Source organism: Streptomyces sp. NPDC001889 (assembly GCF_053594535.1).
The window spans coordinates 124,881-148,165 of sequence record NZ_JBSFER010000005.1; the positions used below are offsets into that span (position 1 = coordinate 124,881).

Consider the following 23,285-nt stretch of genomic DNA (forward strand, 5'->3'; position numbering starts at 1 on the left):
GTGTGGGCCGGCCCCGCATCCGTCAGCGATCATGAATTCATGTCAAAACCCACTAGACGCACCTTTCTGACCGCTGTGGCCGCGGCGACCGCCACCCCCCTGATCGCCCCGGCCGCCACCGCGCAGGCCGCGCAGGCCGCGCAGGCCGCGCAGGCCGCGCCCGCGCGCACCGCCGCCGGCCTCGCGGCGGCCGGCCCGCCCCGGTCCACCACCGGACCGGGCGGCGGCTCCGTCCTCCTCGCCGCCAACGACGCGATGCTTCACGGCTCCGTCGGCGGCGGGCTCGGCCCGGTCACCGCCGAAGCCGTCGGCGGAGCGCTCCCCGGCACCCGGATCACCCGGGAGAACCCCGACCACCCCGGGGACGCGTCGCAGCGCGTCGAGGTCGCCGTGCTCACCAGGAACGCGCGCACGGTCCGGATGCGCGGCCCGGAGCGGACCTTCGGCGAGTCCAAGCTGACCTTCTCCGACCGCTTCGACCGCAGCAGCACGGAGGGGTGGGGCGCCGGGCCCTCGCGGAACTTCTGGGTGCACAACAACGGCCCGGACAGCGACTTCACCGTGACCCCCGGCACCGGGACGGCCTCCGGCACCGGGGCGATCGCGATCACCGCCACCAACCCCACCCTCGCCCGCCACTCGACGCTCTCCGACGACATGATCACCGATGTCGACGCGCGCTCCACGGCGAGCTTCGACAGCGCGCCCGCCGGGGTCACCCTCTCCCACTCCCTCTCCTTCGGGTTCCAGAGCTTCGACGACCACTACCGCGCCCGGCTCTCCTTCCTCCCCGGCGGCGCCGTCGAACTCCGGCTGGAGAAGGAGCAGCAGAACACCGTCACCGTCCTGGACGGGCCCGTCACCCTGGACAGCGGCGGCTCCGCGCTCGACCCGTGGACGATCCGGGTCAGCCGCCAGGGCGGCTCCCTCAGGGCCCGGGCCTGGCGCGCCGACCGGGCGGAGAACCCCCAGTGGGGCGTCGAGAAGGCGTCGGACACCACCTTCGGCGCGGGCCGGGTCGGCGTCCGGGCGGCGGCGGGCGCCGTCGCCACGAGCGCCCTGCCGATCCGGCTCAAGGTCTCCGAGTTCACCGTCACCAGCGCCTCCTGGGCCGAGAACCCCTCCGTCACCCACCGGGAGTGGATACGGGTCCTGAAGGACCCCTACAACGGCACCTGGACGCCCGCGCTGGAGCAGCAGATCCGGGACTGGTACGGATCGACGGAGCCCGACGCGCTCGCCCTCGCCGCCATGTTCCTGCCGGGCGCCCCCGGGGTGGTGTCGGCCGAGGCCGGGAAGCAGCAGTTCGGCAAGCGCGTCCTCGGCGAGTCCCGGTACGGCCCGCCGGCGAACGGCGGCCCGCGGGAGGGCGCCGACTTCCACGAGTACATGGAGACGGACTGGAACTTCCCCGACGGCCACCGCCACTCGGCGGACGCGGCCAACGCCCGCTGCCTGGACTGCTCGGGCTATGTCCGGATGGTCTTCGGGCACCATCTGGGGATCGGGCTCGGCGACTTCAGCTCGGGGAACAGCGGCGGCTTCCTGCCGCGCACCTCGGAGTGGATGGCCCAGTGGGCCGGCTCGGCGCAGGTGGCCCACTCGGCCGCGACGCCGCCTTCCCTGACCGGGCTCCGGGTCGGCGATCTGGTCTTCTTCGACGCCACACAGGGCACCGAGTTCATCGACCACGTCGGGATCTATCTGGGCCTCGACCAGAACGGGAAGCGGCGCTTCCTCTCCAGCCGCAAGACGCCCAACGGCCCGACCCTGGCCGATGTCGGCGGCCCCTCGCTCCTGGACGGCACCAAGAAGTACGCCACCCGCCTGCGCACGGTCCGCCGGCTCTGACGGCCGCCGGCGGGCGCGGGGTGCGGCGGGAGCGGCCGTGCCCCGCGCCGTAATCTGACCGTATGACGACCTCCGCCGGCCCCGGTCCCGACACCGCCGTACGCGTTCTGCTCGCCGACGACGAGGCCATGATCCGCGCCGGGGTGCGGGCCATCCTCGGCGCCGAACCCGGGATCGAGGTCGTCGCGGAGGCCGGGGACGGGCACGAGGCGGTCGATCTGGCGCTGCGGCACCGGCCCGATGTGGCGCTGCTCGACATCCGGATGCCCCGGCTGGACGGGCTGCGCGCCGCCGAGGAGCTGCGGCGGGTGGCGCCGGGGACAGCGGTCGTGATGCTGACGACCTTCTCGGAGGACGAGTACATCGCCCGCGCGCTGGACTCCGGGGTGAGCGGCTTTCTGCTGAAGTCGGGGGACCCCCGGGATCTGATCTCCGGGGTGCGGGCGGTCGCCGGCGGCGCGGCCTTCCTCTCCCCCGAGGTGGCGCACCGGGTGATCGCCCAGCTCGGCGGCGGCCGGCTCTCCCGGGCCGCCGACGCCCGCTCCCGTCTCGAACCGCTCACCGCGCGCGAGGGCGAGGTCGTCGCCCTGGTGGGGGCCGGTCTCTCCAACGGCGAGATCGCCGGCCGCCTCCATGTGGTGGAGAGCACGGTGAAGGCCCATGTGAGCGCCGTCCTGGCGCGCCTGGGGCTGCGGAACCGGGTCCAGCTCGCGATCCTCGCCCACGAGGCCGGTGTGGTGGAGCGCGGACCGGGACTTTCGTCGGGGGACCCGGGCCGGGCGCGTCCGGCAGAGTAGCCGCATGCGCAGCCAACGGACCCGGCACCTCCTCGTCGATCTCGCGCTCTGGGCGCTCCTCAGCGGCCCGGTGCTGCTGCTGGGCGATCCGGACGACGGCGGGTCCTGGGGCGGGGCCGCCGCCGGGGTGGGGCTGCTCGGGGTCGCGGCGCTGGTGTGGCGGCGGGTGCCGCTGCTCTCCCTGGGGATCGCCCTCGCGCTGACCGCCGCGCGGAACACGGAGCTGTTCGCCTCCGAGTACGTGCTGTCCATGGCCGCGTTCGGCTACCTCGCCGGCCGGCGCTCCCCCCGCGCCCGGCCCGCGCTCGTCTTCTTCGGGAGCGTCGCGGCGGCGGGTCTGGTGGCGCTGCTCCTCCTCGACCGCGACCCCTGGGCCTGGCCCGCGCAGCTCGGCTCGCTGCTCTTCACCGTCGTCGTCCCCTGGCTGGTGGGACGGTATGTCCTCCAGTACGCGGAGCTGATCCGCACTGGCTGGCAGCTGGCGGAGCGGATGGAGCGCGAGCAGCGGGCCGTCGCCGACCGGGAGCGGATGCGGGAGCGGTCCCGGATCGCCGGGGACATGCACGACTCGCTCGGCCACGATCTGTCGCTGATCGCGGTGCGGGCCGCCGCCCTGGAGGTGGACCCGGCGCTGAGCGAGAGCCGGCGGGCCGCCGCCGGGGAGCTGCGGCGGGCGGCGGCCGACGCCACCGCCCGGCTGCGGGACATCGTGGGGGTGCTGCGCGCCGACGACGAGCGGGCGCCGACCGCGCCGGCGGACGAGAGCGTGCGGGAGCTGGTGGAGCGGGCCCGGGAGTCCGGGATCGCGGTGCGGCTGCGGGAGGACGGCGTACCGCGGGCGCTGCCGGGGATGACGGACCGGGCGGTGCACCGCGTCGTCCAGGAGTCCCTGACCAACGCGGCGAAGCACGCGCCCGGCGCGGCCGTGGTGGTGGGGGTGGAGCGGGCGGCCGGTTGGGTGCTGGTCGTGGTGGAGAGCGGGCGGGCCGAGGGGCCGCCGTCGGGGCAGGCGAGCGGCGGCAGCGGGCTGGTCGGGCTGGACGAACGGGTCCGGCTCGCGGGCGGCACCCTGGACCACGGGCCGCGCCCGGACGGTGGGTTCACCGTCACCGCCCGCCTCCCGGTGACGGCCGGCGCGACGCCCCCGCCGCCGGAGCCGAGGGTCCCGTCGACCGCCTCCGGCCGGGCCCTGCGCCAGGCGCGCGGACGGGTGCGGCGCGGTCTGGCGCAGGCGATCGTGATCCCGGTGGCGGGGGTGGGGGTTCTGGCGGTGCTGCTCTTCGCGGCCGACCAGTACACCCGCGCCCGGTCCGTGCCGGACCGGGCGCAGTACGAGCGGATCGGCGTCGGCGACACCCGTGCCGAGGTGTCGGCGCGACTGCCGGAGCACGCCCTGGACGGCCGCCCCGCCGGGGTCGACCCGGAGCCGGCGGGCGCCGGCTCCTGCGTCTACTACCGGGTCGGCCGGTTCAGCGACGCGCCCGCCTACCGGCTCTGTTTCCGGGACGGCCGGCTGGCGTCCAAGGCGGTGGTGACCGATGTGGCCAACGAGGAGGACCGGCCCTGACGCCGGCCGTGTCCCTCATCGGCGCGGCACCCCCGCCCTCTCCCCCGCCGCCCCGGCGGGCAGGGTCACCAGGCCCGGGTCCGTGCCGGTCGCCAGGAGCGGATGGGCGGGCAGCACCCGGACGGTGTAGCCGAAGGGGCCCGTGCGGTCGAGGGCGAGGGTGCCCTCGAAGGTCCAGCGGCCGTCCAGGTCGGGGCCGCCGACGGGCTTGAGGGCGAAGGCGCGGGCGCCGGAGAGGGTGTCGTCCGCGTCGACCGGGCCGGCCACCGCCTGGACCTCGATGTCCTCGGGGGTCAGCTCGCCGAGCGCCACCCGGGCCCGCAGGGCGAGGTTCGCGCCCAGCTCGGCCGTACCGCGCGGCGCGAACTGTTCCGCCGTCTCGACATGGTCGACGGCCACCCGGGGCCAGACGGCGCGCACCCGCGCCTTCCAGGAGGCGAGTTCCCGGGCGGTGGCGGGGTCCAGCGCCCGGTGGGCGCCGGCGGCGGGGGCGTACAGCCGCTCCACGTACTCCCGGACCATCCGGCCCGCGAGCACCTTGGGCCCCAGCGACGCCAGGGTGCGGCGGACCATCTCGATCCAGCGCTGGGGCAGTTCCTGGGCGTCCCGCTCGTAGAAGCGGGGGGCGACCCGGTTCTCGATCAGCTCGTACAGGGCCGCCGCCTCCAGGTCGTCGCGGCGCTCCTCGTCGGTGGCGGAGCCGTCGGCGGTGGGGATCGCCCAGCCGAAGTCGGGCTCGTACCACTCGTCCCACCAGCCGTCGAGCACGGAGAGGTTGAGTCCGCCGTTGAGCGCGGCCTTCATGCCGCTGGTGCCGCAGGCCTCCAGGGGGCGCAGGGGGTTGTTGAGCCAGACGTCGCAGCCGGGGTAGAGCTTCTGCGCCATGCCCATGCCGTAGTCGGGGAGGAAGACGATCCGGTGGCGCACCCGGGGGTCGTCGGTGAACCGGACCAGCTCCTGGACCAGGCGCTTGCCGCCGTCGTCGGCGGGGTGGGCCTTGCCGGCGACGACGATCTGCACCGGGCGGGTGGGGTGGAGCAGCAGTTCGGTGAGGCGGTCGCGGTCGCGGAGCATGAGGGTGAGGCGTTTGTACGAGGGGACCCGGCGGGCGAAGCCGATGGTGAGGACGGAGGGGTCGAGGACGCCGTCGACCCAGCCCAGTTCGGCGGCGCCCGCGCCGCGCTGCCGCCAGGAGGCGCGCAGCCGCCGTCTGACCTCGTCCACGAGCTGTTCGCGCAGCTCGCGGCGGAGCTGCCAGAGGTCGGCGTCCGGGATGTCCACGACCGCGTTCCACAGTGCGGAGCCGCCGACGGTGAGGGCCTCCTCGGCGCGGCCCGCGCCGATCCGGCGGGCGCCCAGGCGCAGCACCTCGGGGGCGATCCAGGTGGGGGCGTGGACGCCGTTGGTGATGGAGGTGATCGGCACCTCCTCGGCGTCGAAGCCGGGCCACAGACCGGAGAACATGCCCCGGCTGACCGCCCCGTGGAGGGTGGAGACGCCGTTGGCGCGCTGGGCGAGCCGCAGGCCCATCACGGCCATGTTGAAGAGGTGGGGCTCGCCGCCGGGGTAGGTCTCGGCGCCGAGCCGCAGGATCTTCTCGACGGGGAGGGAGGGGAGTTCGGCGCGCTCGCCGAAGTGGCGGCCGACGAGTTCGCGGTCGAAGCGGTCGATACCGGCGGGGACGGGGGTGTGGGTGGTGAAGACCGTCCCGGCGCGGACCGCTTCGAGCGCGGCGTCGAAGTCCAGGCCGGGGCCGTCGGCGCGCTCGCCCAGTTCGCGGATGCGCTCCAGGCCGAGGAAGCCGGCGTGGCCCTCGTTGGTGTGGAAGACCTCGGGCGCGGGGTGGCCGGTGAGCCGGCAGTACGTCCGTACCGCGCGCACTCCGCCGATGCCGAGCAGCATCTCCTGGAGCAGCCGGTGCTCGCTGCCGCCGCCGTAGAGCCGGTCGGTGACCTCGCGTTCGCCCGGTCCGTTCTCCTCGACGTCGGAGTCGAGCATCAGCAGGGGTACGCGGCCGACGCGGGCGATCCAGATCCGGGCGTGCAGGGTGCGGCCGGCGGGCAGCGCCAGGGTGACCTGGGCGGGGGTGTCGTCCGCCTCCCTGAGGAGGGTGACGGGGAGTTCGTTGGGGTCGAGCACCGGATAGTGCTCCAGCTGCCAGCCCTCGGGGGAGAGGGACTGGCGGAAGTAGCCGTGGCGGTAGAGCAGGCCCACGCCGATGAGGGGGACGCCGAGGTCGCTGGCGGCCTTGAGGTGGTCCCCGGCGAGGATGCCGAGGCCGCCGGAGTACTGCGGGAGGGCGGCGGTGACGCCGAACTCGGGGGAGAAGTAGGCGATGGCGTCGGGGAAGGGCGGGTCGCCGGGCCGGCGGCTCTGGTACCAGCGGTCGCCGTGGAGGTAGTCGTGCAGGTCGGCGGCGGCGGCGGTCAGCCGGCGCAGGAAGTGCCGGTCCTCGGCGAGTTCCGCGAGCCGGGCGGCGGGGACGGAGCCGAGCAGCCGGACCGGGTCGGCGCCCGCGGCCCGCCATCCCCCGGGGTCGACGGCCTGGAAGAGGTCACGGGTCTCGGTGTGCCAGGACCAGCGGAGGTTGCGGGCGAGGGGGGTGAGGGGGTGGAGGGGTTCGGGGAGGACGGGGCGGACGGTGAATCGACGAATGGCCTTCACGGGTTCCACCTTCGCAGGGGAGGGAGGCATTCGAGGGGACGCACGGCGGTGTGTGCGTCTCCCCGTCACTGGAGGACGTTAGTGGGAGGGGGTGGGGTGCGGCCACGGCGCGCGCCGGTGCGGCGTGTGCTCCCACCGCCTCGCATGCGGGCGCGCCGCCCGTGCCCACCTGCGCTTTCCCGAGCGCCCCCCTCCGGCGCGGAGCCCCTCCGCTCCCTCCCCCGACCGCCTCCCTCACCCTCCCCGAGGCACGGCGTCCACGTCCCGGAGGGGTCTCCCTGCCGGGGGGCTCGGGCGCGGCTGGAGGCGCCGTACGGGGCCCTGCGGCACAGGGTCCGTCCTCAAGCGCCGGAGGGGCTGGGTCTGCTCGGGCTACCCATAGCGCGGGGTCCGTCCTCAAACTCCCCCAGAGCTGCCTCCGGGAGGTGCCCCCAGACCGGCTGAGCGGTCCAGCCCCTCCGGCGAACTGAGCCGCACCACCCAGCCCCTCCGGCGAACTGAGCCGCACCACTCAGCCCCTCCGGCGATTGAGGAGCGGGGGCTCGGGGGCCGGCCCCCGACCGAGGCCCGCACCATGCGGGGTCCCGTCGCACAGGGTCCGCCCTCAAACGCCGGACGGGCTGGGTGTGCTCGGGCTCGGGCACCCCGGTGCGGGGGCCGTACTCAGGTGCCGGACGGGCGGAAACGCACAGGCTCGGGGGGCTTCAGGGGGCGGGAGCGGAGGGGATCGAGGTGGAGCGGTACTCCCCGGGGGTCATCCCATACCACTTGCGGAACGCCAGATGAAACCCCACCGTGCTCTGATACCCCACCCTCCCCGGCACCGCCGACTGCGGCAACGACGTCTCCCCCAGCAACCGCGCCGCCTCCTGCATCCGGCGCCCCGTCAGATGCCGCGCGGGCGCCTCCCCGACCAGCTCCCGGAAAGCCGCCGTGAACGCCGACCGCGACATCCCCACCTCGCGGGCGAGCGACTCGATCGTCCACGACTCGGCGAACCGCGTCGCGATGATCACCATCGCCCGGCGCACCCCGGGGTGCCGCAGCACCGGCAGCGACGACGGGTCGGCCACCAGGTCCCGCAGCAGATTGCGCATGGCGAGCACCAGCGCCATCTCGAAGGCCCGCAGCGTCACCAGCCGGTCCCCCGGCCCGGCCGGCCGGTCCTCGGCGGTGGCGAGCAGCCGCAGGGTGTCCCGGAGCAGCGGCTCCTGGTCGACCTGGGCGCGGTCGAGCACCAGGGCCCAGGGCAGCGCCTGGTAGAGGCCGGTCGCCGCGGACTCGTCGTAGTGCAGCCCGGCACAGAGCAGCCCGCTCTCCACCCCGCCGTCGCCGCCGACCACCGCCCCGCCGGGATTCCCCTGGCCGGCACGCGGCCGTACGGCCCCGAGGACGACGCCCCCGCGCCGCTCGGGGTGGTCCGCGAGCCGGTGGGCCGCCCCGGTGGGTAAGACGGCGAGGTCCCCGGCGCGCAGCCGGATCGGGGTGCGGCCCTCGGCCGTGAGCCAGCCCCCGCCCCGGGTGACGAAGTGCAGCACCGCGCACCGCTGATCCGCGCCGCCCTCGATCGCCCAGGGCGCCCGGACATGCCAGCGGCTGTCGAAGACACCGGTCAGCCGCAGCGGCTTGAGCAGCTCGCTGAGCAGGTCGTCGGCGCCGGGCACGGGTGTGCGCGGCGTCACCACCGGGGCGGGTGCGGCAGTGGTCACAGCGGCATCAGTGGTCATAGCGGTCACAGCGGTCACAGGGATGCCAACGGGGGTGATGGTTCATGGACGATCCTTCAACCTCCGACCCGGTTTGTTAATTGATCGGCCGAAGCCGTCGGGGCAAGCCTTGAAGAGCCGTATCCGGCAGCCAGCACACCCTATCGAAGGGCTCTTCAGACATATGTCCGATCACATTCCGATGCGCGTGGCGGTCGTGGGGGCGACCGGCTTCCAGGGAGGTGCCACGGCCCGTCTGCTGGTCGAACGCGGCCACCGCGTCCGCTCCCTGAGCCGCAGACCCGCCGCGGACCGCCCGGAGCTGCCCGGCGTCTCGTTCGGGACCGGGGATCTGGGCCGGTACGGCGATGTGCGGCGGCTCTTCGACGGGATGACGCACGCCGCGGTCGCGCTGCCGCTGGTGTACCGGGCGGAGCGGGTGCTGCGGTACGCCCAGCATCTGACGAAGGCGGCGGCCGAGACGGGGCTGCGCCGGGTCGTTCTCAACACGGGCACCCGGATTCCCGTGGAGACCACCGGTGTCGCGGCCTTCGAGACCCGCCGGCTGGCCGAGACGGTCTTCCGCGAGGGGCTCGCGCACAGCGGCGTGGAGCTGGTGGTGGTGCGTCCGCCGGTCTATCTGGACAGCCTGTTCACCGCCTGGACCGCGCCCGGCCTGGTCGACGAGGGGGTGCTCGCCCACCCGCTGCCCGAGGGGACCGGGGCCGCCTGGATATCGCACCGGGATCTCGCCGAGGCCGTCCACGCGGCGCTCACCACGCCCGGTGCCGCCGGCCGCCGCTTCGACATCGGCGGCGCCCGGACGCTGACCGGACCGGCGCTGGCCGCCGCCGTCGGCCGGGGGCTCGGCTGCCCGGTGCGGTACGCACCGCTGGGGACCGGGGTGTTCGAACGGGAGCTGGCGCGGACCCTGGGACCGGAGTCCGCCGCCGGGCTGACCGGGATCTTCCAGTACCTGGCCACCGGCTCCGGCGCCGGGCTGCTGGCCGGCGACGGCGGCGTATCGGCCTCGGCGCTGTCGCTGACGCCCGCGCCGGTGGAGGAGTGGGTGGCGCGACAGCCGTGGCAGCTGTGGTCGGGGGCGCTGGCATGAGCGCGGCCCGAGGCACATCCGGGAACCGGTCCGAGGACGAGCCGAGCTGGGGCGCGTAGGGGGCGCGAACCGCGGCGAGCGGGAGCACAGGAGTCATCGAGGGCGTGGGCCCCGGCGCGCGGCGCGCCGGGGCCCACGCCCTCGCCCGGCCCCGCACCGGGACGGCCCGCCCGTGGCCGCCGGGCGCCGCCCGGCCGCGCGGACCAGCGGCGCGGACCGCCGAGCGCCCGGCCCCGCCGCCGCCCCCGGAGTGCCGGACCCCTATGCCACCGGCATAAGGCCCCGCCCCGTGCCGTGGCCCTGTGCCACCGTGCCGTGCCGGTCCCGCGCGCCGCCCTCGCGTACCGGCGCAACTCTTGTGCGCACAGCGGCGCCCCAGTAGGCAGGAATACACCGGATTGCCCGCCCGGAGGGCAGGGGAAGGCTCCCCCGGTACGCGTCCTCACCCGCGTCCCGGGATGTCCGCGCCGACCGGCCCGACCCGGCCCGACCCGGCCCGGCCGGCCACCCGCTCTCCGCCGGCCGCCCGGCCGCCGTCGCGCCAGCTGTTCCGCCCGTACCGCCAGCCGTCATCCGCCCACCCGAGTGAACGCGGACAGGAGCGGTCATGCCCCCAGCCCGCCAGCCTTCGACCAAACCGTCACAAATATCAGGTAAAACTTTCAAAGCATCACCTTTGTCTCAACCTGCCCTGCCCGCACAGCCCTCAGGTGAGCCCATGATCGGTCGCATTCCCGTCCTGGACGTCCGCCCCCGAATCGACTGCGGAAGGAGGCCGGCGAAAGCTGTCGTCGGCGAGACCTTCGAGGTCAGCGCCACTGTCTTCGGCGAGGGACACGATCCTGTCGCCGCCAATGTCGTCCTGCGGGACCCCAGCGGCCGGCCCGGCCCCTGGACCCCCATGCGGGAACGGGACCCCGGCACCGACCGCTGGAGCGCGGAGATCACCCCCGGCGCGGAGGGCCACTGGAGCTTCGCCGTCGAGGCGTGGAGCGACCCGGTCGCCGGCTGGCTCCGCACCGCCCGGCTCAAGATCCCGGCGGGCATCGACACCGCGCTCGTCCTCGCCGAGGGCGCGGGGCTGTACGAGCGGGCGGCCGAGGGCGTCCCCAAGAGCGACGGCCGGGAGGCGGTGCTCGCGGTGGTGGACGCGCTGCGCGACCCCGGCCGCCCCCCGGCCGCCCGGCTGGCCGCCGCGCTCGCCCCTGACGCGACCGAGGCGCTCGACCGCCATCCGCTGCGGGAGCGGGTCACCCTCTCGCGCCCGCTGCCGCTCCTGGTGGAGCGCGGCCGGGCGCTCTTCGGATCGTGGTACGAGCTGTTCCCGCGCTCCGAGGGTGCCGTGGTCACCCCGGGCGCCCCGCCCGTCTCCGGCACCTTCCGCACCGCCGCCCGGCGGCTGCCCGCCGTGGCCGCGATGGGCTTCGACGTGGTCTATCTGCCGCCGGTCCACCCCATCGGCACCACCTTCCGCAAGGGCCCCGACAACTCCCTCTCCCCCGGCCCCCACGATGTCGGCGTGCCCTGGGCGATCGGCTCCCCGGACGGCGGCCACGACGCCCTCCACCCGGATCTCGGCACCTTCGAGGACTTCGACCACTTCGTGGCGACCGCCCGCTCCCTGCGGATGGAGGTCGCCCTCGACTTCGCGCTCCAGTGCTCCCCCGACCACCCCTGGGTGAGCGAGCACCCCGAGTGGTTCCGCCGGCGCCCCGACGGCACGGTCGCGTACGCCGAGAACCCGCCCAAGAAGTACCAGGACATCTACCCCCTCGCCTTCGACCGGGACATGCGGGGCCTGGTGCGCGAGTCGGTGCGGCTGCTGCGGTTCTGGATGGACCGGGGGGTGCGGATCTTCCGGGTGGACAATCCGCACACCAAGCCGGTGGTCTTCTGGGAGCAGGTCCTCGCGGACATCGCCCGCACCGACCCGGATGTGATCTTCCTGGCGGAGGCGTTCACCCGGCCGGCCATGATGCGGACGCTGGCCGCCGTCGGCTTCCAGCAGTCGTACACCTACTTCACCTGGCGCAACGGCAAGCGGGAGCTGACGGAGTACCTCACCGAGCTGTCCGGCGAGACCGCCGCGTACCTGCGCCCCAACCTCTTCGTGAACACGCCCGACATCCTGCACGGCTATCTCCAGCACGGCGGCCGGCCGGCGTTCGAGGCGCGCGCGGTCCTGGCCGCCACCCTGTCCCCCAGCTGGGGGGTGTACGCCGGTTACGAACTGTGCGAGAACACCGCGCCCCGGCCGGGCAGCGAGGAGTATCTGCACTCGGAGAAGTACGAGCTGCGCCCGCGCGACTGGGAGGCCGCCGAGCGGACCGGACGCACCATCGCGCCCCTGATCACCGCCCTCAACCGGATCAGAAGGCGGCACCCCGCGCTCCAGCAGCTCCGCTCGCTGCACTTCCACCACACCGACAACGACGCGGTCATCGCGTATTCGAAACGTTCCTCCTCGAACACGGTCATCGTCGTCGTGAACCTCGACCCCCACCACACCCAGGAGGCGACGGTCTCGTTGGACATGCCGCGACTCGGCCTCGCTTGGCACGAGACCGCCCCGGTGCGCGACGAGCTCACCGGCGAGACCTATCACTGGGGCAGATCCGCGTATGTGCGTCTGGAGCCGGGCCGTACGCCCGCGCACATCGTGGTTCTGCGACCGTCCCCGCCGATCGGAGGGTCACCCACATCATGATCGTCAATGAGCCCGTCCACGACCTGTTCGAGGACACCCCCGCCAAGGACCGCGATCCCGACTGGTTCAAGCGGGCGGTCTTCTACGAGGTCCTCGTGCGGTCCTTCCAGGACAGCAACGGGGACGGCGTCGGAGACCTCAAGGGCATCACCGCCAAGCTCGACTACCTCCAGTGGCTGGGGGTGGACTGCCTCTGGCTGCCGCCGTTCTTCAAGTCACCCCTGCGGGACGGGGGTTACGACGTGGCGGACTACACCTCCGTACTGCCGGAGTTCGGCGATCTCGCCGACTTCGTGGAGTTCGTCGACGCCGCCCACCAGCGCGGGATGCGCGTGATCATCGACTTTGTCATGAACCATACGAGCGATCAGCACGAGTGGTTCCTCCAGTCGCGCGGCAACCCCGAGGGCCCCTATGGCGACTACTACGTCTGGGCCGACGACGACAAGCAGTACCAGGACGCCCGGATCATCTTCGTCGACACGGAGACCTCCAACTGGACCTTCGACCCGGTGCGCAAGCAGTACTACTGGCACCGGTTCTTCTCCCACCAGCCCGATCTCAACTACGAGAACCCGGCGGTGCAGGAGGAGATCATCTCCGCCCTGCGGTTCTGGCTCGACCTGGGCATCGACGGCTTCCGCCTCGACGCGGTGCCCTACCTCTACCAGGAGGAGGGCACCAACTGCGAGAACCTCCCGGCCACCCACTCCTTCCTCAAACGGGTCCGCGGGGAGATCGACGCCCACTACCCCGACACCGTGCTGCTCGCCGAGGCCAACCAGTGGCCCGAGGACGTGGCCGCGTACCTCGGGGACTTCGGGGCCGGCGGCGACGAGTGCCACATGGCGTTCCACTTCCCGGTGATGCCCCGCATCTTCATGGCCGTGCGGCGCGAGTCCCGCTACCCGGTCTCGGAGATCCTCGCCAAGACCCCGGCGATCCCCCGCAACTGCCAGTGGGGCATCTTCCTGCGCAACCACGACGAGCTGACCCTGGAGATGGTCACCGACGAGGAGCGCGACTACATGTACGCGGAGTACGCCAAAGATCCGCGCATGCGGGCCAACATCGGCATCCGCCGCCGGCTCGCGCCCCTGCTGGACAACGACCGCAACCAGATCGAACTCTTCACCGCGCTGCTGCTGTCGCTGCCCGGCTCGCCGATCCTCTACTACGGCGACGAGATCGGGATGGGGGACAACATCTGGCTCGGCGACCGCGACGCGGTGCGCACCCCCATGCAGTGGACCCCCGACCGGAACGCGGGATTCTCCTCCTGCGACCCCGGGCGGCTCTATCTGCCGACCATCATGGACCCGGTCTACGGCTACCAGGTGACCAATGTCGAGGCGTCCATGAGCAGCCCCTCCTCGCTGCTGCACTGGACCCGGCGGATGATCGAGATCCGCAAGCAGAACCCCGCCTTCGGGCTCGGCTCGTACAACGAACTGCCCTCGTCCAACCCCGCCGTGCTCGCCTTCACCCGCGAGCACAAGGACGACCTGGTGATGTGCGTCCACAACTTCTCGCGGTTCGCCCAGCCCACCGAGCTGGATCTGCGGCAGTTCACCGGACGGCACCCGGTCGAGCTGATCGGCGGGGTGCGCTTCCCGCCGGTCGGCCAGTGGCCCTATCTGCTCACCCTGGCGGGCCACGGCTTCTACTGGTTCCGCCTCAGGAAGAGCACCACGGCGGCCTGACACCGGAGGGGCGGGCGGCCCTCCCGGTGCGCCCCGGGACCCCCGGTGCCCCTGGTACCCCGGTCCCGGGACGGACCCCCGTGCGGGGCGGTTTCCACCGCCCCGCGCCGGGCACTCGCCCCCCACCCCCGCGCGCCGCCGGACAGTCAACGCCATGATCCGGAACACTCTGCGCATTCGGCGCAATTTATGTGTACCCGGAGAAAGGACGCGATTCCATGTCGGAGGCTGCATCCACCCGGACCTCCACCGGTCTGCTCCCGTCCCTCGCGCCGCTGCTGCACGCCTGGCTGCCCCGCCAGCGCTGGTTCGCCGGCAAGGGACAGCCGGTCACCGGCTTCTCCCTGGTCTCGGCCACCGAACTGCTGCCGGTTTCCGGCACCGGCGCCGGCCCCGGACTGCTCCATCTGCTGATCGCCGTCCGGCAGCCCGGCACCGCCCGGCGGGCCGCCCGGGACTGCTACCAACTCCTCCTGGGCGTGCGCCGCACCCTGCCGCCCCCGCTCGCCCCCGCCCTCATCGGCCGCCCGGCGGACGGACCGCTCGCCGGACGGACGGTGTACGAGGGGCTGTACGATCCCCGGCTCGCCGAGCTGATCCTGGAGCGGCTGCGCACCCCGGGCGCGCTCGGACCGCTGCGCTTCGACCGCTTCGACGGCGGCCCGGCCGTCCCCGGGGGGCTGCGCGCCCGGCCGCTGGCCACCGAGCAGTCCAACACCTCGCTGGTGTACGGGGACGCGTACATCCTCAAGGTCTTCCGGCGCGTCCAGCCGGGCCCCAACCCCGACCTGGAACTGCCGCTGGCGCTGGCCCGCGCCGGGTGCGCCCGGGTCCCGGTGCCGGTCGCCTGGTACGAGTCCGCCGCGCCGCGCCCGTACACCCTCGGCGTGCTCCAGCCCTATCTGCGCGACTCCCGGGACGGCTGGCTCCTCGCGCTGGAGGCGCTGGCCGGCGGGGCGCCCTTCACCGACGAGGCGCGGGCGCTCGGCCGGGTCACCGCCGAGGTGCACACCGCGCTCGCCGCCGAGCTGCCGACCGTCGCGCTCGGCCGGCCGCACACCCAGCGGCTCGCCGACGGCATGAGCCGGCGGCTCGACGAGGCCGCCCGCGCGGTGCCCGCGCTGCTGCCGTACGCGCCCCGGCTGCGGGCCGCGTACGGGGCCGTCGCCGAACTCGGCGGCACGGGGCGCGCCCGGCGGGCCCAGCGGGTGCACGGGGATCTCCACCTCGGCCAGGCGCTGCACGACACCTCGCCGGCCGCCGGCGGCGGATGGTCGCTGATCGACTTCGAGGGCGAGCCCGCCCGCCCCCTCGCCGAGCGGCGCCGCCCGCAGCCCCCGGTCCGGGACATCGCCGGGATACTCCGCTCCTTCGACTACGCGGCCCGCACCCACCGCCCCTGGAACCCGGCCTGGGCGGAGCGCTGCCGGGCCGCGTACTGCGAGGGATACGCCGAGACCTCGGGCGCCGACCCGCGCGAGGAGCCCGAGCTGCTGCGCGCGTACGAGACGGACAAGGCGGTGTACGAGGTCGTCTACGAGGCCCGGCACCGCCCCGACTGGCTGCCGGTGCCGATGGCCGCGATCGACCGGCTGGCCGCGTCGGCGCTGCTCCGCCCCCGGGACTGACACCCCCGCCCCCGGCACCCTGGCTCCGGCACCCCGAGACCGAGAGCGGGACCGGGACCCGGGACCCGGGCGCACACCCCGAGACCCGGCCCCGACCCCACTGCCCCGCCCCGCCCGCCTAGGAGGCCCGACCCCCGTGACCGCCCGCCCCCCGTCCCGCACCTCCTCCTCGCCCGTACCCGCCCCGGCCCCGGCTCCCGCGCCTGCCCCGGCGGCCCCCGAGCCCCGGGCCGCACCCGCCCCGGACCCCGGCCCGGCTCACGCCGCCGCGCGCCCGGCGCCGCCGCTCGACCCGGGCGAACGGGAGCGGCTGCTCTCCGGCGGCCACCACGACCCGCACTCCGTCCTCGGCGCGCACCCCGGCGACGGCGGGGTGGTGGTGGTGCGGGTGCTGCGGCCCTTCGCCCGCGCCGTGACCGTCCTCGCTCCGGGGCTGACGGCCGGGGGGCTGCACAGCGAGGGCGATGGGCTCTTCGCCGGGGTGCTGGCGCTGCCGCCGCTCTCCGCCGCCGCGCCGGAGTACCGGCTGCTCGTGGCGTACGACGACGGCGACGGCGGCGGGGGCCGGTGGGAGACCGAGGCGCACGATCCGTACCGCTTCCCGCCCGCGCTCGGCGAACTCGACCTGCATCTGATCGGCGAGGGCCGGCACGAGGAGCTGTGGCGGGCGCTGGGCGCACGGCCGATGACCCATCAGCGGGTCACCGGGACCCGGTTCACCGTCTGGGCGCCGAACGCGCGCGGCGTGCGGGTCACCGGGGACTTCACCCACTGGGACGGCACCGGGTGCCCGATGCGCTCGCTGGGCTCGTCGGGGGTGTGGGAGCTGTTCCTGCCGGGGGTCGGCGAGGGGGCGCTGTACAAGTTCCAGATCATGCGCCCGGACGGCTCGCTCACCCTGCGCGCCGACCCGATGGCCCGCCGGACCGAGGTGCCGCCCGCGACGGCGTCGGTGGTGACCGAGTCCCACCATGTGTGGCGGGACGAGGAGTGGATGGCGCACCGGGGCGACCGCCCGGTGCACGAGTCGCCCTTCTCGGTCTACGAGGTGCATCTGGCCTCCTGGCGGCCCGGGCTCACCTACCGCCAGCTCGCCCGTCAGCTCCCGGACTACGTACGGGACCTCGGCTTCACCCATGTGGAGCTGATGCCGGTGGCCGAGCATCCGTTCGGCGGCTCCTGGGGCTACCAGGTCACCGGCTTCTACGCGCCCACCTCCCGGCTGGGCACCCCGGACGACTTCCGGTACCTGGTCGACGCGCTGCACCGGGCGGGCATCGGGGTGATCGTGGACTGGGTGCCCGCGCACTTCCCGCGCGACGACTGGGCGCTGGCCGAGTTCGACGGGCGCCCGCTGTACGAGCCGGCCGATCCGTCCCGGGCGGCCCACCCGGACTGGGGCACGCTGGAGTTCGACTACGGCCGCACGGAGGTGCGGAACTTCCTGGTGGCCAACGCGGTCTACTGGTGCGAGGAGTTCCATGTCGACGGGCTGCGGGTGGACGCGGTCGCCTCGATGCTCTACCTCGACTACTCGCGCGAGCACGGCCAGTGGACGCCCAATGAGCACGGCGGCCGGGAGAACCTGGACGCGGTGGCCTTCCTCCAGGAGATGAACGCCACCGTCTACCGGCGCTGCCCGGGGGTGGTGACCATCGCGGAGGAGTCCACCGCCTGGGACGGGGTCACCCGCGCCACCCACCATGTGGGCCCCGGGGGCTTCGGCGGGCTGGGCTTCGGGCTGAAGTGGAACATGGGGTGGATGCACGACTCGCTGGGCTATGCCGCGCACGAGCCGGTGCACCGCAAGTTCCACCACCACGAGATGACCTTCTCGATGGTGTACGCGTACAGCGAGAACTACATCCTGCCGATCTCGCACGACGAGGTGGTGCACGGAAAGCGTTCGCTGGTGAGCAAGATGCCCGGCGACTGGTGGCAGCAGCGCGCCAACCACCGGGCGTATCTCGGCATGATGTGGTCCCACCCCGGCAAACAGCTCCTTTTCATGGGGCAGGAATTCGCGCAGGGCGCGGAGTGGTCGGAGAGCCATGGCCCCGACTGGTGGCTGCTCGACCCGTCCTACGCGGCCGAGCCGGACCACCGGGGTGTGCGGCTGCTGGTCACCGAGTTGAACGCGGTGTACGGACGGACCCCGGCGCTCTGGCAGCGCGACGGCGCCCCGGAGGGGTTCTCCTGGGTGGACGGGGACGCCGCCGACGACAATGTCTTCGCGTTCCTCCGGTTCGACGCCTCGGGCGGGCCGCTGCTGTCGGTGAGCAACTTCTCGCCGGTGGTGCGGCACGAGTACCGGATCGGGGTGCCGGAGCACGTGGAGTGCTGGGCGGAGCTGCTCAACACGGACGAGGTCCGGTACGGGGGCGGCGGGGTGGGCAACGCCGATCCCCTGAAGGCCGAGCCGGTCCCGGCGCACGGCCGGGGCTCCTCGCTGCGGCTCGCGCTGCCGCCGCTGGCGACCCTCTGGCTGCGGCCGGTGTGAGCGCGGGGCGCGCCGGGCGCCCGGCCGTTCACCGCTCCGCGGCGGGGGCCGGGGTGAGCGCCCGGGGCAGCTCACCGGTGTGGACGATGCCGAGGCGCTGGGTGGCCCGGGTGAGCGCGACATAGAGATCGCTGGTGCCGAGGAGCGCGGGCTCGACGACGATCACGGTGTCGAATTCGAGGCCCTTGGCCTGCCGGGGGTCGAGCAGCACCACGGGGCGGGTGAGGTCGACGGGGCCCTGGAGGGGGCGGAGCAGGCCGTGGAGTTCGCGCGGGGCGATGACCGCGAGCCGGCCGCCGCCCTCTCCGGGGCCCGCGGCCTCCCCGGCCGCGGCGGTCTCCCCGGCCACGGCGGCGAGGACCGCGTCACCGAGGGTCTCCCGGTCCTTCGCCCGCACCGTGCGGGGGACGGCTCCGGTGGAGCGGACGGAGCGCGGCGGCTCGAAGCCCGGGTGGCCCTCCCGGCGGACGGCCGCCGCCAGCTCCATGATCTCGGCGGGTGTGCGGTAGTTGACCCCGAGCCGGGTGTGCTGCCAGCGGTCGCCCACATACGGCTGGAGGATCTTCTCCCAGGAGCCGAGGCCGGCCGGGTCTCCGGTCTGGGCGGGGTCGCCGACCAGGGTCATGGAGCGGGTCGGGCAGCGGCGCATCAGCAGCCGCCAGGCCATCGCGGACAGCTCCTGGGCCTCGTCGACGATGATGTGCCCGAAGGCCCAGGTGCGGTCGGCCGCCGCGCGCTCGGCGGCGCTGCGCTCATCGCTCTCGTCGTGGCGCTCGGCCATCCGCTCGGCGTCGATGATGTCGTGCGCCGAGAGCAGCTCGGACTCCTGGTCCTCGAACTCATAGGTCTTGGAGCCCTCGGAGAGGTCGAGCACGCCCTGCGCGTAGGCGATCCGCTCCTGGCGCGCGGCCTCGGCGGCGGCGCGCTCGGCGGTGTCGTCGTGGCCGAGGAGTTCGGCGGCCTCGTCGAGCAGCGGCACATCGGCGGGGGTCCAGTCGCCGCCGGAGCGGCGGATCAGGGCGGCCTCGGCCTCCGGGAGCTGCCGCTCCGGCTCCGCGAGAAAGCCGGTGACCAGTTCCTCGGGGGTGAGGGCCGGCCAGAGTTCCTCGATGGCGGCGTGGACGGCGGAGCTGGTGGCGATCTCCTTGCCGAGCTGGGCGAGGTCGTCGGGGCCGAGCAGATTGGGCCCGCCGTAGGGGTCGGCGCCCAGCCGGTCGGCGAGCTGCGCGGTGAGGGCGTCGATGATCCGGAACGCGAAGGCGGGCCGGGCGAGATTGTGCGGCAGCCCGGTGGCGCGGGCCCGGTCGCGGGCCTCGTACGCCATCTCCCGGTACAGCAGGAGGCCGCCGTACTGCTCGTGGTCGATCTCCAGGGCGGCCTCGGGGACCGTGCCCTCGTCCTCGAAGTCGACATCGGGGAAGGACTCGGGGAGGGTCTGGCGGCCCCGTACGGCGGCGGCGAGCGCGCCGGCCATGGCGGCGCGGCCCTTGACCTCGGCGGCGGCGGGGGTGTCGGTGCCGGTGGCCCGTACGCCGGGGAAGAGCTCGGCCAGGGTGGCGAGGAGCACGCCGGTCTCGCCGAGGGCGGGCAGCACTTCGCCGATGTAGCCGAGGAAGGCGGGGTTGGGCCCGACGATGAGGACGGCGCGGCGGGCGAGCTGCTCGCGGTGGGCGTAGAGGAGATAGGCGGCGCGGTGCAGGGCGACGGCGGTCTTGCCGGTGCCGGGGCCGCCCTCGACCACCAGGACGCCGTGGCGCGGGGCGCGGATGACGCGGTCCTGCTCGGCCTGGATCGTGCGGACGATGTCGGCCATCCGGCCGGTGCGGGCGGCGCCGAGCGCGGCGAGGAGGACGGCGTCGCCGCCGGGGTCCTCGTGTCCGGTGCGGGAGTCGTCGCGGAGGTCGAGCAGTTCGTCGTGGAGCGCGGTGACGGTGCGCCCCTCGGTGGTGATGTGGCGGCGCCGGCTCAGCCCCATGGGTTCATGGCCGGTGGCGAGGTAGAAGGGGCGGGCGACGGGGGCGCGCCAGTCGATGAGCAGCGGGGTGCGCTCGGGGTCGTCCGCGCGGATGCCGATGCGGCCGATGTGGTGGCGGACGCCGTCGCGCAGGTCGAGGCGGCCGAAGCAGAGGCCGCTGTCGACGGCGTTGAGCGCGGCGAGATGGGCGGAGCGCTCGGCGACGCCGACATCGCGTTCGACGCGGGCCTGGTGGCCCGTGCCGGTCTGCCGGACGGTGGTGCGCACGCTCTGCTCGGCCCGCTCCCGGAGGGCGTCGAGGCGCTCATAGAGGAGGGAGACGAATTGCTGTTCGTTCCGCAATTCCACGCTTGACAATTCAGCTCCAGACGCGTTATGGTCTCACCAGTGAGTACGTCCATGCCCAGAGAAAATCTGAACATGGAAACACCCAATATACCCAGTGCGCACCCCCATCCGTCCATTCGGTGGGGTTATTTTTATGCCCGGATTCGGAGGCCGGGGGTGAGGGCCGGGTGGCCCGCCCCGGAATCCGGAGGCGGGCCGGCGGCTCCGGGGCCGGGGCTGTGCCGGTGGAGCAGCCGGGGCCGTCCCTCAGGTCGGCGTGCACCGCGCCCTTCGCGCTACCCCGCCGCCACCGCCTCGTCCCGCTCCCGCGCCGCCCGCGCCACCGTGTCGAACACCTGCGTCAACCGCTCCCGCCGGGCCTCCTTGTGCCCCGCCACGGGCTCCAGATCGTCGATGCTCCCCTCCCAGGCCCGCATGTACCGCTCCCGCCACTCCTCCACCACACCGGCCTCCGGCAACAGCGCCCCGACATACCCCTGCCGCGCGATCAGCCCCAGCAGCTCCAGATTGCAGGGCACGACCGTCCCCCCGTACTCATCGGCCTCCAGCTCGACGGGGTCACCCGCCATGAACTCCGTGATCTCGGCGATCAGCCCCCCGGTGAGCCCGGAGAGATGATCGGCGGCCGTGTCACTGTCGAAATTGCCACTGCCCCAGGTGCCCATGGGGTTCCTCCTGCTGGTGGGTGCGCCGTGCCGGTGCCTCCTTTCTACCAACGGGCACTGACACCGCCGGGTCCGCCGGGTCCGGGGACCCCGCCGGCCCATCGCCACCCCCGGGTTGAACCAGCACCCGGGTCAGCCGCGCGGTGACCGTGCCGTCGGCGCCGCCGCGAATCTCGACCCGGTCGGCGAGGGCACTCACCATGCCCGGTCCCCGTCCGCGCGTGTTCTCCCCGTCGGGGCACTGGACGCGCGGCACTCCGGCCGACGCTCCGGTGCCGGCGACCGCGGTCAGGATGTGGCGCCCGGTGGGCGTGAAGCGGACCTCGAAGGTTCCGGCTTCGGCACCGCTCCCCGTGTGGAGGACGGCGTTCGCGCTCGGCTCCGAGCGCGAACGCCGTCCAGCTGCGCCTCCTGGCGGAGGCGATGGGCATCGCGACCCGGTCAGGCGGTCAGCACCGCGTCCAGTTCGCGCAGCAGCCGGGCCTTCGGGCGGGCGCCCACCAGGGAGTGGACGGGTTCGCCGGCGCGGAAGACCATCAGGGTCGGCGTGGAGAGGACTCCGTACCGCACGCTCGTCTCCGGGTTCCGGTCCACGTCGATCTGGACCACCTTGAGGCGGGCGGCCTCCTCCTTCGCCACCGCGCTCAGGACCGGGGCCAGTTGGTGGCAGGGGCCGCACCAGGCGGCGGTGAATTCGACCAGGACCGGGTGGTCGGCCTTCAGTACCTCCGCGGCGAAGTCAGCGTCCGTCACCATGGCGACGCCTTCTGCTCTGATCATCCGTCATCCTCCGAATGCGCATCGTGGTTCCGGGCCGGCGGTCAGCTCCGACTCGGCCCGGGCGAGCTGCGAACCGAGCTGGTCACGGACGGACCGGAGCTGCTCGATGAGCGTGTCCAGTTCGCCGAGCTTGGCCCGGTAGACGGCGAGCGAGGCGGGGCAGGAGTCGCCCGACGGGTGGCCCGCGCGCAGGCACTCCACGAACGGGCGGGTCTCCTCCAGGTCGAACCCGAAGTCCTGAAGGGTCCTGATCTGCTGGAGCAGCCGCAGATCGCTCTCGTCGTAGGCGCGGTATCCGTTCGCCGCGCGCCGCGCGGGCAGCAGCCCGCGTGACTCGTAGTAGCGCAGGGTGCGGGTGGTGGTGCCGGCCCGCCGCGCCAGCTCGCCGATTCGCATGGAGGCGACCGTAGACCTTGACGTCGGCGGCAGGGCAAACGGACGGGCACGGGGGAGGCCGGGGACGGACGATCGCCTCGTGGGCGCTCGCCCGGTCGTCCTGCGCGTGACCCCGCCCGATGGCCCGGCCGGTCACCCTCCTGATGCCCTGTGACCGCGCTGTGTCCGGCGGCCCCCGGCACGCGCGACCCACGGGTCGTGCCCGGCTGACGCGGCCGTGTCCCGGGGCCGGCCCCCGTGCGGCGGGGTCAGGGGAGGTCGCTCCGGCCGCCCAGGTTGTCGATCATCCGGCGCAGCACCTGGAGCGCGGCGACGTACTCCGCGGTGTCGATGCCCTGGTGGATCAGCCGGGTCGTCGCCGCCGTCCGCTCCCGGGCGCGGGCCCGGCCCGCCTCCCCCTGGTCCGTGAGGGCCAGCTCGCCGCTCTCCGCCTCGGTGAGCCAGCCGCGCGCCACCAGGTCGTCGAGGACGGCGGGGAAGTCGGTGTCCTGGTCGTCGAAGGTGACCAGCCAGGCGGCGAGGGGAGCGCGCCGCCAGTGGCCCGGGCGGCCCGAGACATGGTTGAGAATCCACCAGTGGGGCTGGGTGAGCCGCTCCTCGGCGAGTCCGGCGCGGATGCGGGCGACGATCGTGCGGTACGCCTCCCCGGTCCAGTAGCCGACGGGCTGGGCGGCCAACTGCCGCTCTGTGTAGGTCTTCATGGGAACGACCGTAGAAGCTCGACCAAGGTTGAGGTCAAGTGGTCGCACCCGCACCCCGCACCCGGCACCCGCCCCCGGCCCCGGGAACGCGAAGGCCCGCCCGCCCCCGGGACCCCCGGGGAGCCTCCGGGACCCTCGGGGAGCCTCCGCCCGCCCCCGCGCACCGCGCGAGACCCCGCGCCG

At 74.2% G+C, this 23,285-nt stretch carries 15 protein-coding genes; 8 read left to right on the forward strand and 7 right to left on the reverse strand.

Annotated elements, in window-relative coordinates; genetic code table 11:
- The first annotated feature begins 39 nt into the window (after nucleotides 1–39).
- From ACWCRA_RS07215 to ACWCRA_RS07225, 3 genes are all read left to right on the forward strand, one after another.
- Nucleotides 40–1,851 (forward strand): NlpC/P60 family protein, encoded by a 1,812-nt coding sequence (locus ACWCRA_RS07215; RefSeq protein ID WP_351548698.1) that lies wholly within the window; start codon nucleotides 40–42, stop codon nucleotides 1,849–1,851.
- 62 nt (nucleotides 1,852–1,913) lie between these two features.
- Complete coding sequence (locus tag ACWCRA_RS07220; RefSeq protein WP_451067001.1) at nucleotides 1,914–2,648, forward strand: response regulator; 735 nt, start codon at nucleotides 1,914–1,916, stop codon at nucleotides 2,646–2,648.
- Nucleotides 2,649–2,652: 4 nt separating this feature from the next.
- A complete protein-coding gene (locus ACWCRA_RS07225; protein WP_351548692.1) occupies nucleotides 2,653–4,215 on the forward strand; it encodes a sensor histidine kinase in 1,563 nt (520 codons plus the stop codon).
- A gap of 15 nt (nucleotides 4,216–4,230) precedes the next feature.
- On the opposite strand, the gene glgP is transcribed toward ACWCRA_RS07225, so the two are convergent.
- Both glgP and ACWCRA_RS07235 read right to left on the reverse strand, forming a co-directional pair.
- The gene (glgP, locus tag ACWCRA_RS07230; RefSeq protein ID WP_351548689.1) at nucleotides 4,231–6,879 is read right to left on the reverse strand and encodes an alpha-glucan family phosphorylase; all 2,649 of its coding nucleotides are present in this window, start codon (nucleotides 6,877–6,879) and stop codon (nucleotides 4,231–4,233) included.
- Nucleotides 6,880–7,583: 704 nt separating this feature from the next.
- A complete protein-coding gene (locus ACWCRA_RS07235; RefSeq protein WP_351548686.1) occupies nucleotides 7,584–8,588 on the reverse strand; it encodes an AraC family transcriptional regulator in 1,005 nt (334 codons plus the stop codon).
- Between the two features lie 181 nt (nucleotides 8,589–8,769).
- Here ACWCRA_RS07235 and ACWCRA_RS07240 point away from each other — a divergent pair, with 181 nt between their 5' ends.
- From ACWCRA_RS07240 to glgB, 5 genes are all read left to right on the forward strand, one after another.
- Nucleotides 8,770–9,699 (forward strand): SDR family oxidoreductase, encoded by a 930-nt coding sequence (locus ACWCRA_RS07240; protein WP_351548683.1) that lies wholly within the window; start codon nucleotides 8,770–8,772, stop codon nucleotides 9,697–9,699.
- A gap of 718 nt (nucleotides 9,700–10,417) precedes the next feature.
- Complete coding sequence (locus ACWCRA_RS07245) at nucleotides 10,418–12,406, forward strand: alpha-1,4-glucan--maltose-1-phosphate maltosyltransferase (protein ID WP_451067002.1); 1,989 nt, start codon at nucleotides 10,418–10,420, stop codon at nucleotides 12,404–12,406.
- Nucleotides 12,403–14,109: a maltose alpha-D-glucosyltransferase gene (gene treS / locus ACWCRA_RS07250; protein WP_351550082.1), complete on the forward strand. Its 1,707-nt coding sequence runs from the start codon at nucleotides 12,403–12,405 to the stop codon at nucleotides 14,107–14,109. Before ACWCRA_RS07245 ends, treS begins: the two co-directional genes overlap by 4 nt.
- A gap of 218 nt (nucleotides 14,110–14,327) precedes the next feature.
- Nucleotides 14,328–15,737 carry a maltokinase N-terminal cap-like domain-containing protein gene (locus tag ACWCRA_RS07255; protein ID WP_351550084.1) on the forward strand — a complete coding sequence of 470 codons (1,410 nt, stop codon included), beginning with the start codon at nucleotides 14,328–14,330 and terminating at the stop codon, nucleotides 15,735–15,737.
- A 136-nt stretch (nucleotides 15,738–15,873) separates the two neighbouring features.
- The gene (gene glgB / locus ACWCRA_RS07260) at nucleotides 15,874–18,237 is read left to right on the forward strand and encodes a 1,4-alpha-glucan branching enzyme (RefSeq protein WP_451067003.1); all 2,364 of its coding nucleotides are present in this window, start codon (nucleotides 15,874–15,876) and stop codon (nucleotides 18,235–18,237) included.
- A gap of 28 nt (nucleotides 18,238–18,265) precedes the next feature.
- Here the strand turns inward: glgB and ACWCRA_RS07265 are convergent, their stop codons facing one another.
- The 5 genes from ACWCRA_RS07265 to ACWCRA_RS07285 form a co-directional block, all read right to left on the reverse strand.
- Entirely contained in the window at nucleotides 18,266–20,554 is a 2,289-nt protein-coding gene (locus tag ACWCRA_RS07265) for a HelD family protein (protein WP_451067043.1), read from the reverse strand.
- Between the two features lie 281 nt (nucleotides 20,555–20,835).
- Nucleotides 20,836–21,225 (reverse strand): DUF4259 domain-containing protein, encoded by a 390-nt coding sequence (locus ACWCRA_RS07270; protein WP_451067004.1) that lies wholly within the window; start codon nucleotides 21,223–21,225, stop codon nucleotides 20,836–20,838.
- Nucleotides 21,226–21,666: 441 nt separating this feature from the next.
- Nucleotides 21,667–22,005 carry a thioredoxin gene (gene trxA / locus ACWCRA_RS07275; protein WP_351550089.1) on the reverse strand — a complete coding sequence of 113 codons (339 nt, stop codon included), beginning with the start codon at nucleotides 22,003–22,005 and terminating at the stop codon, nucleotides 21,667–21,669.
- A gap of 3 nt (nucleotides 22,006–22,008) precedes the next feature.
- On the reverse strand, nucleotides 22,009–22,401 hold the full coding sequence (locus tag ACWCRA_RS07280; RefSeq protein WP_351550091.1) for a MerR family transcriptional regulator: 393 nt from the start codon (nucleotides 22,399–22,401) through the stop codon (nucleotides 22,009–22,011).
- 248 nt (nucleotides 22,402–22,649) lie between these two features.
- Nucleotides 22,650–23,102 carry a MarR family transcriptional regulator gene (locus ACWCRA_RS07285; protein WP_451067005.1) on the reverse strand — a complete coding sequence of 151 codons (453 nt, stop codon included), beginning with the start codon at nucleotides 23,100–23,102 and terminating at the stop codon, nucleotides 22,650–22,652.
- Between the last annotated feature and the right edge of the window lie 183 nt (nucleotides 23,103–23,285).

What these genes read in the sequence shown, in the direction of transcription:
- ACWCRA_RS07215 (WP_351548698.1), top strand. Translation starts at nt 40, where the DNA reads ATGTCAAAACCCACTAGACGCACCTTTCTGACCGCTGTGGCCGCGGCG.
- ACWCRA_RS07220 (WP_451067001.1), top strand. Translation starts at nt 1,914, where the DNA reads ATGACGACCTCCGCCGGCCCCGGTCCCGACACCGCCGTACGCGTTCTG.
- ACWCRA_RS07225 (WP_351548692.1), top strand. Translation starts at nt 2,653, where the DNA reads ATGCGCAGCCAACGGACCCGGCACCTCCTCGTCGATCTCGCGCTCTGG.
- ACWCRA_RS07240 (WP_351548683.1), top strand. Translation starts at nt 8,770, where the DNA reads ATGTCCGATCACATTCCGATGCGCGTGGCGGTCGTGGGGGCGACCGGC.
- ACWCRA_RS07245 (WP_451067002.1), top strand. Translation starts at nt 10,418, where the DNA reads ATGATCGGTCGCATTCCCGTCCTGGACGTCCGCCCCCGAATCGACTGC.
- treS (WP_351550082.1), top strand. Translation starts at nt 12,403, where the DNA reads ATGATCGTCAATGAGCCCGTCCACGACCTGTTCGAGGACACCCCCGCC.
- ACWCRA_RS07255 (WP_351550084.1), top strand. Translation starts at nt 14,328, where the DNA reads ATGTCGGAGGCTGCATCCACCCGGACCTCCACCGGTCTGCTCCCGTCC.
- ACWCRA_RS07270 (WP_451067004.1), bottom strand. Translation starts at nt 21,225, where the DNA reads ATGGGCACCTGGGGCAGTGGCAATTTCGACAGTGACACGGCCGCCGAT.
- trxA (WP_351550089.1), bottom strand. Translation starts at nt 22,005, where the DNA reads ATGATCAGAGCAGAAGGCGTCGCCATGGTGACGGACGCTGACTTCGCC.
- ACWCRA_RS07280 (WP_351550091.1), bottom strand. Translation starts at nt 22,401, where the DNA reads ATGCGAATCGGCGAGCTGGCGCGGCGGGCCGGCACCACCACCCGCACC.
- ACWCRA_RS07285 (WP_451067005.1), bottom strand. Translation starts at nt 23,102, where the DNA reads ATGAAGACCTACACAGAGCGGCAGTTGGCCGCCCAGCCCGTCGGCTAC.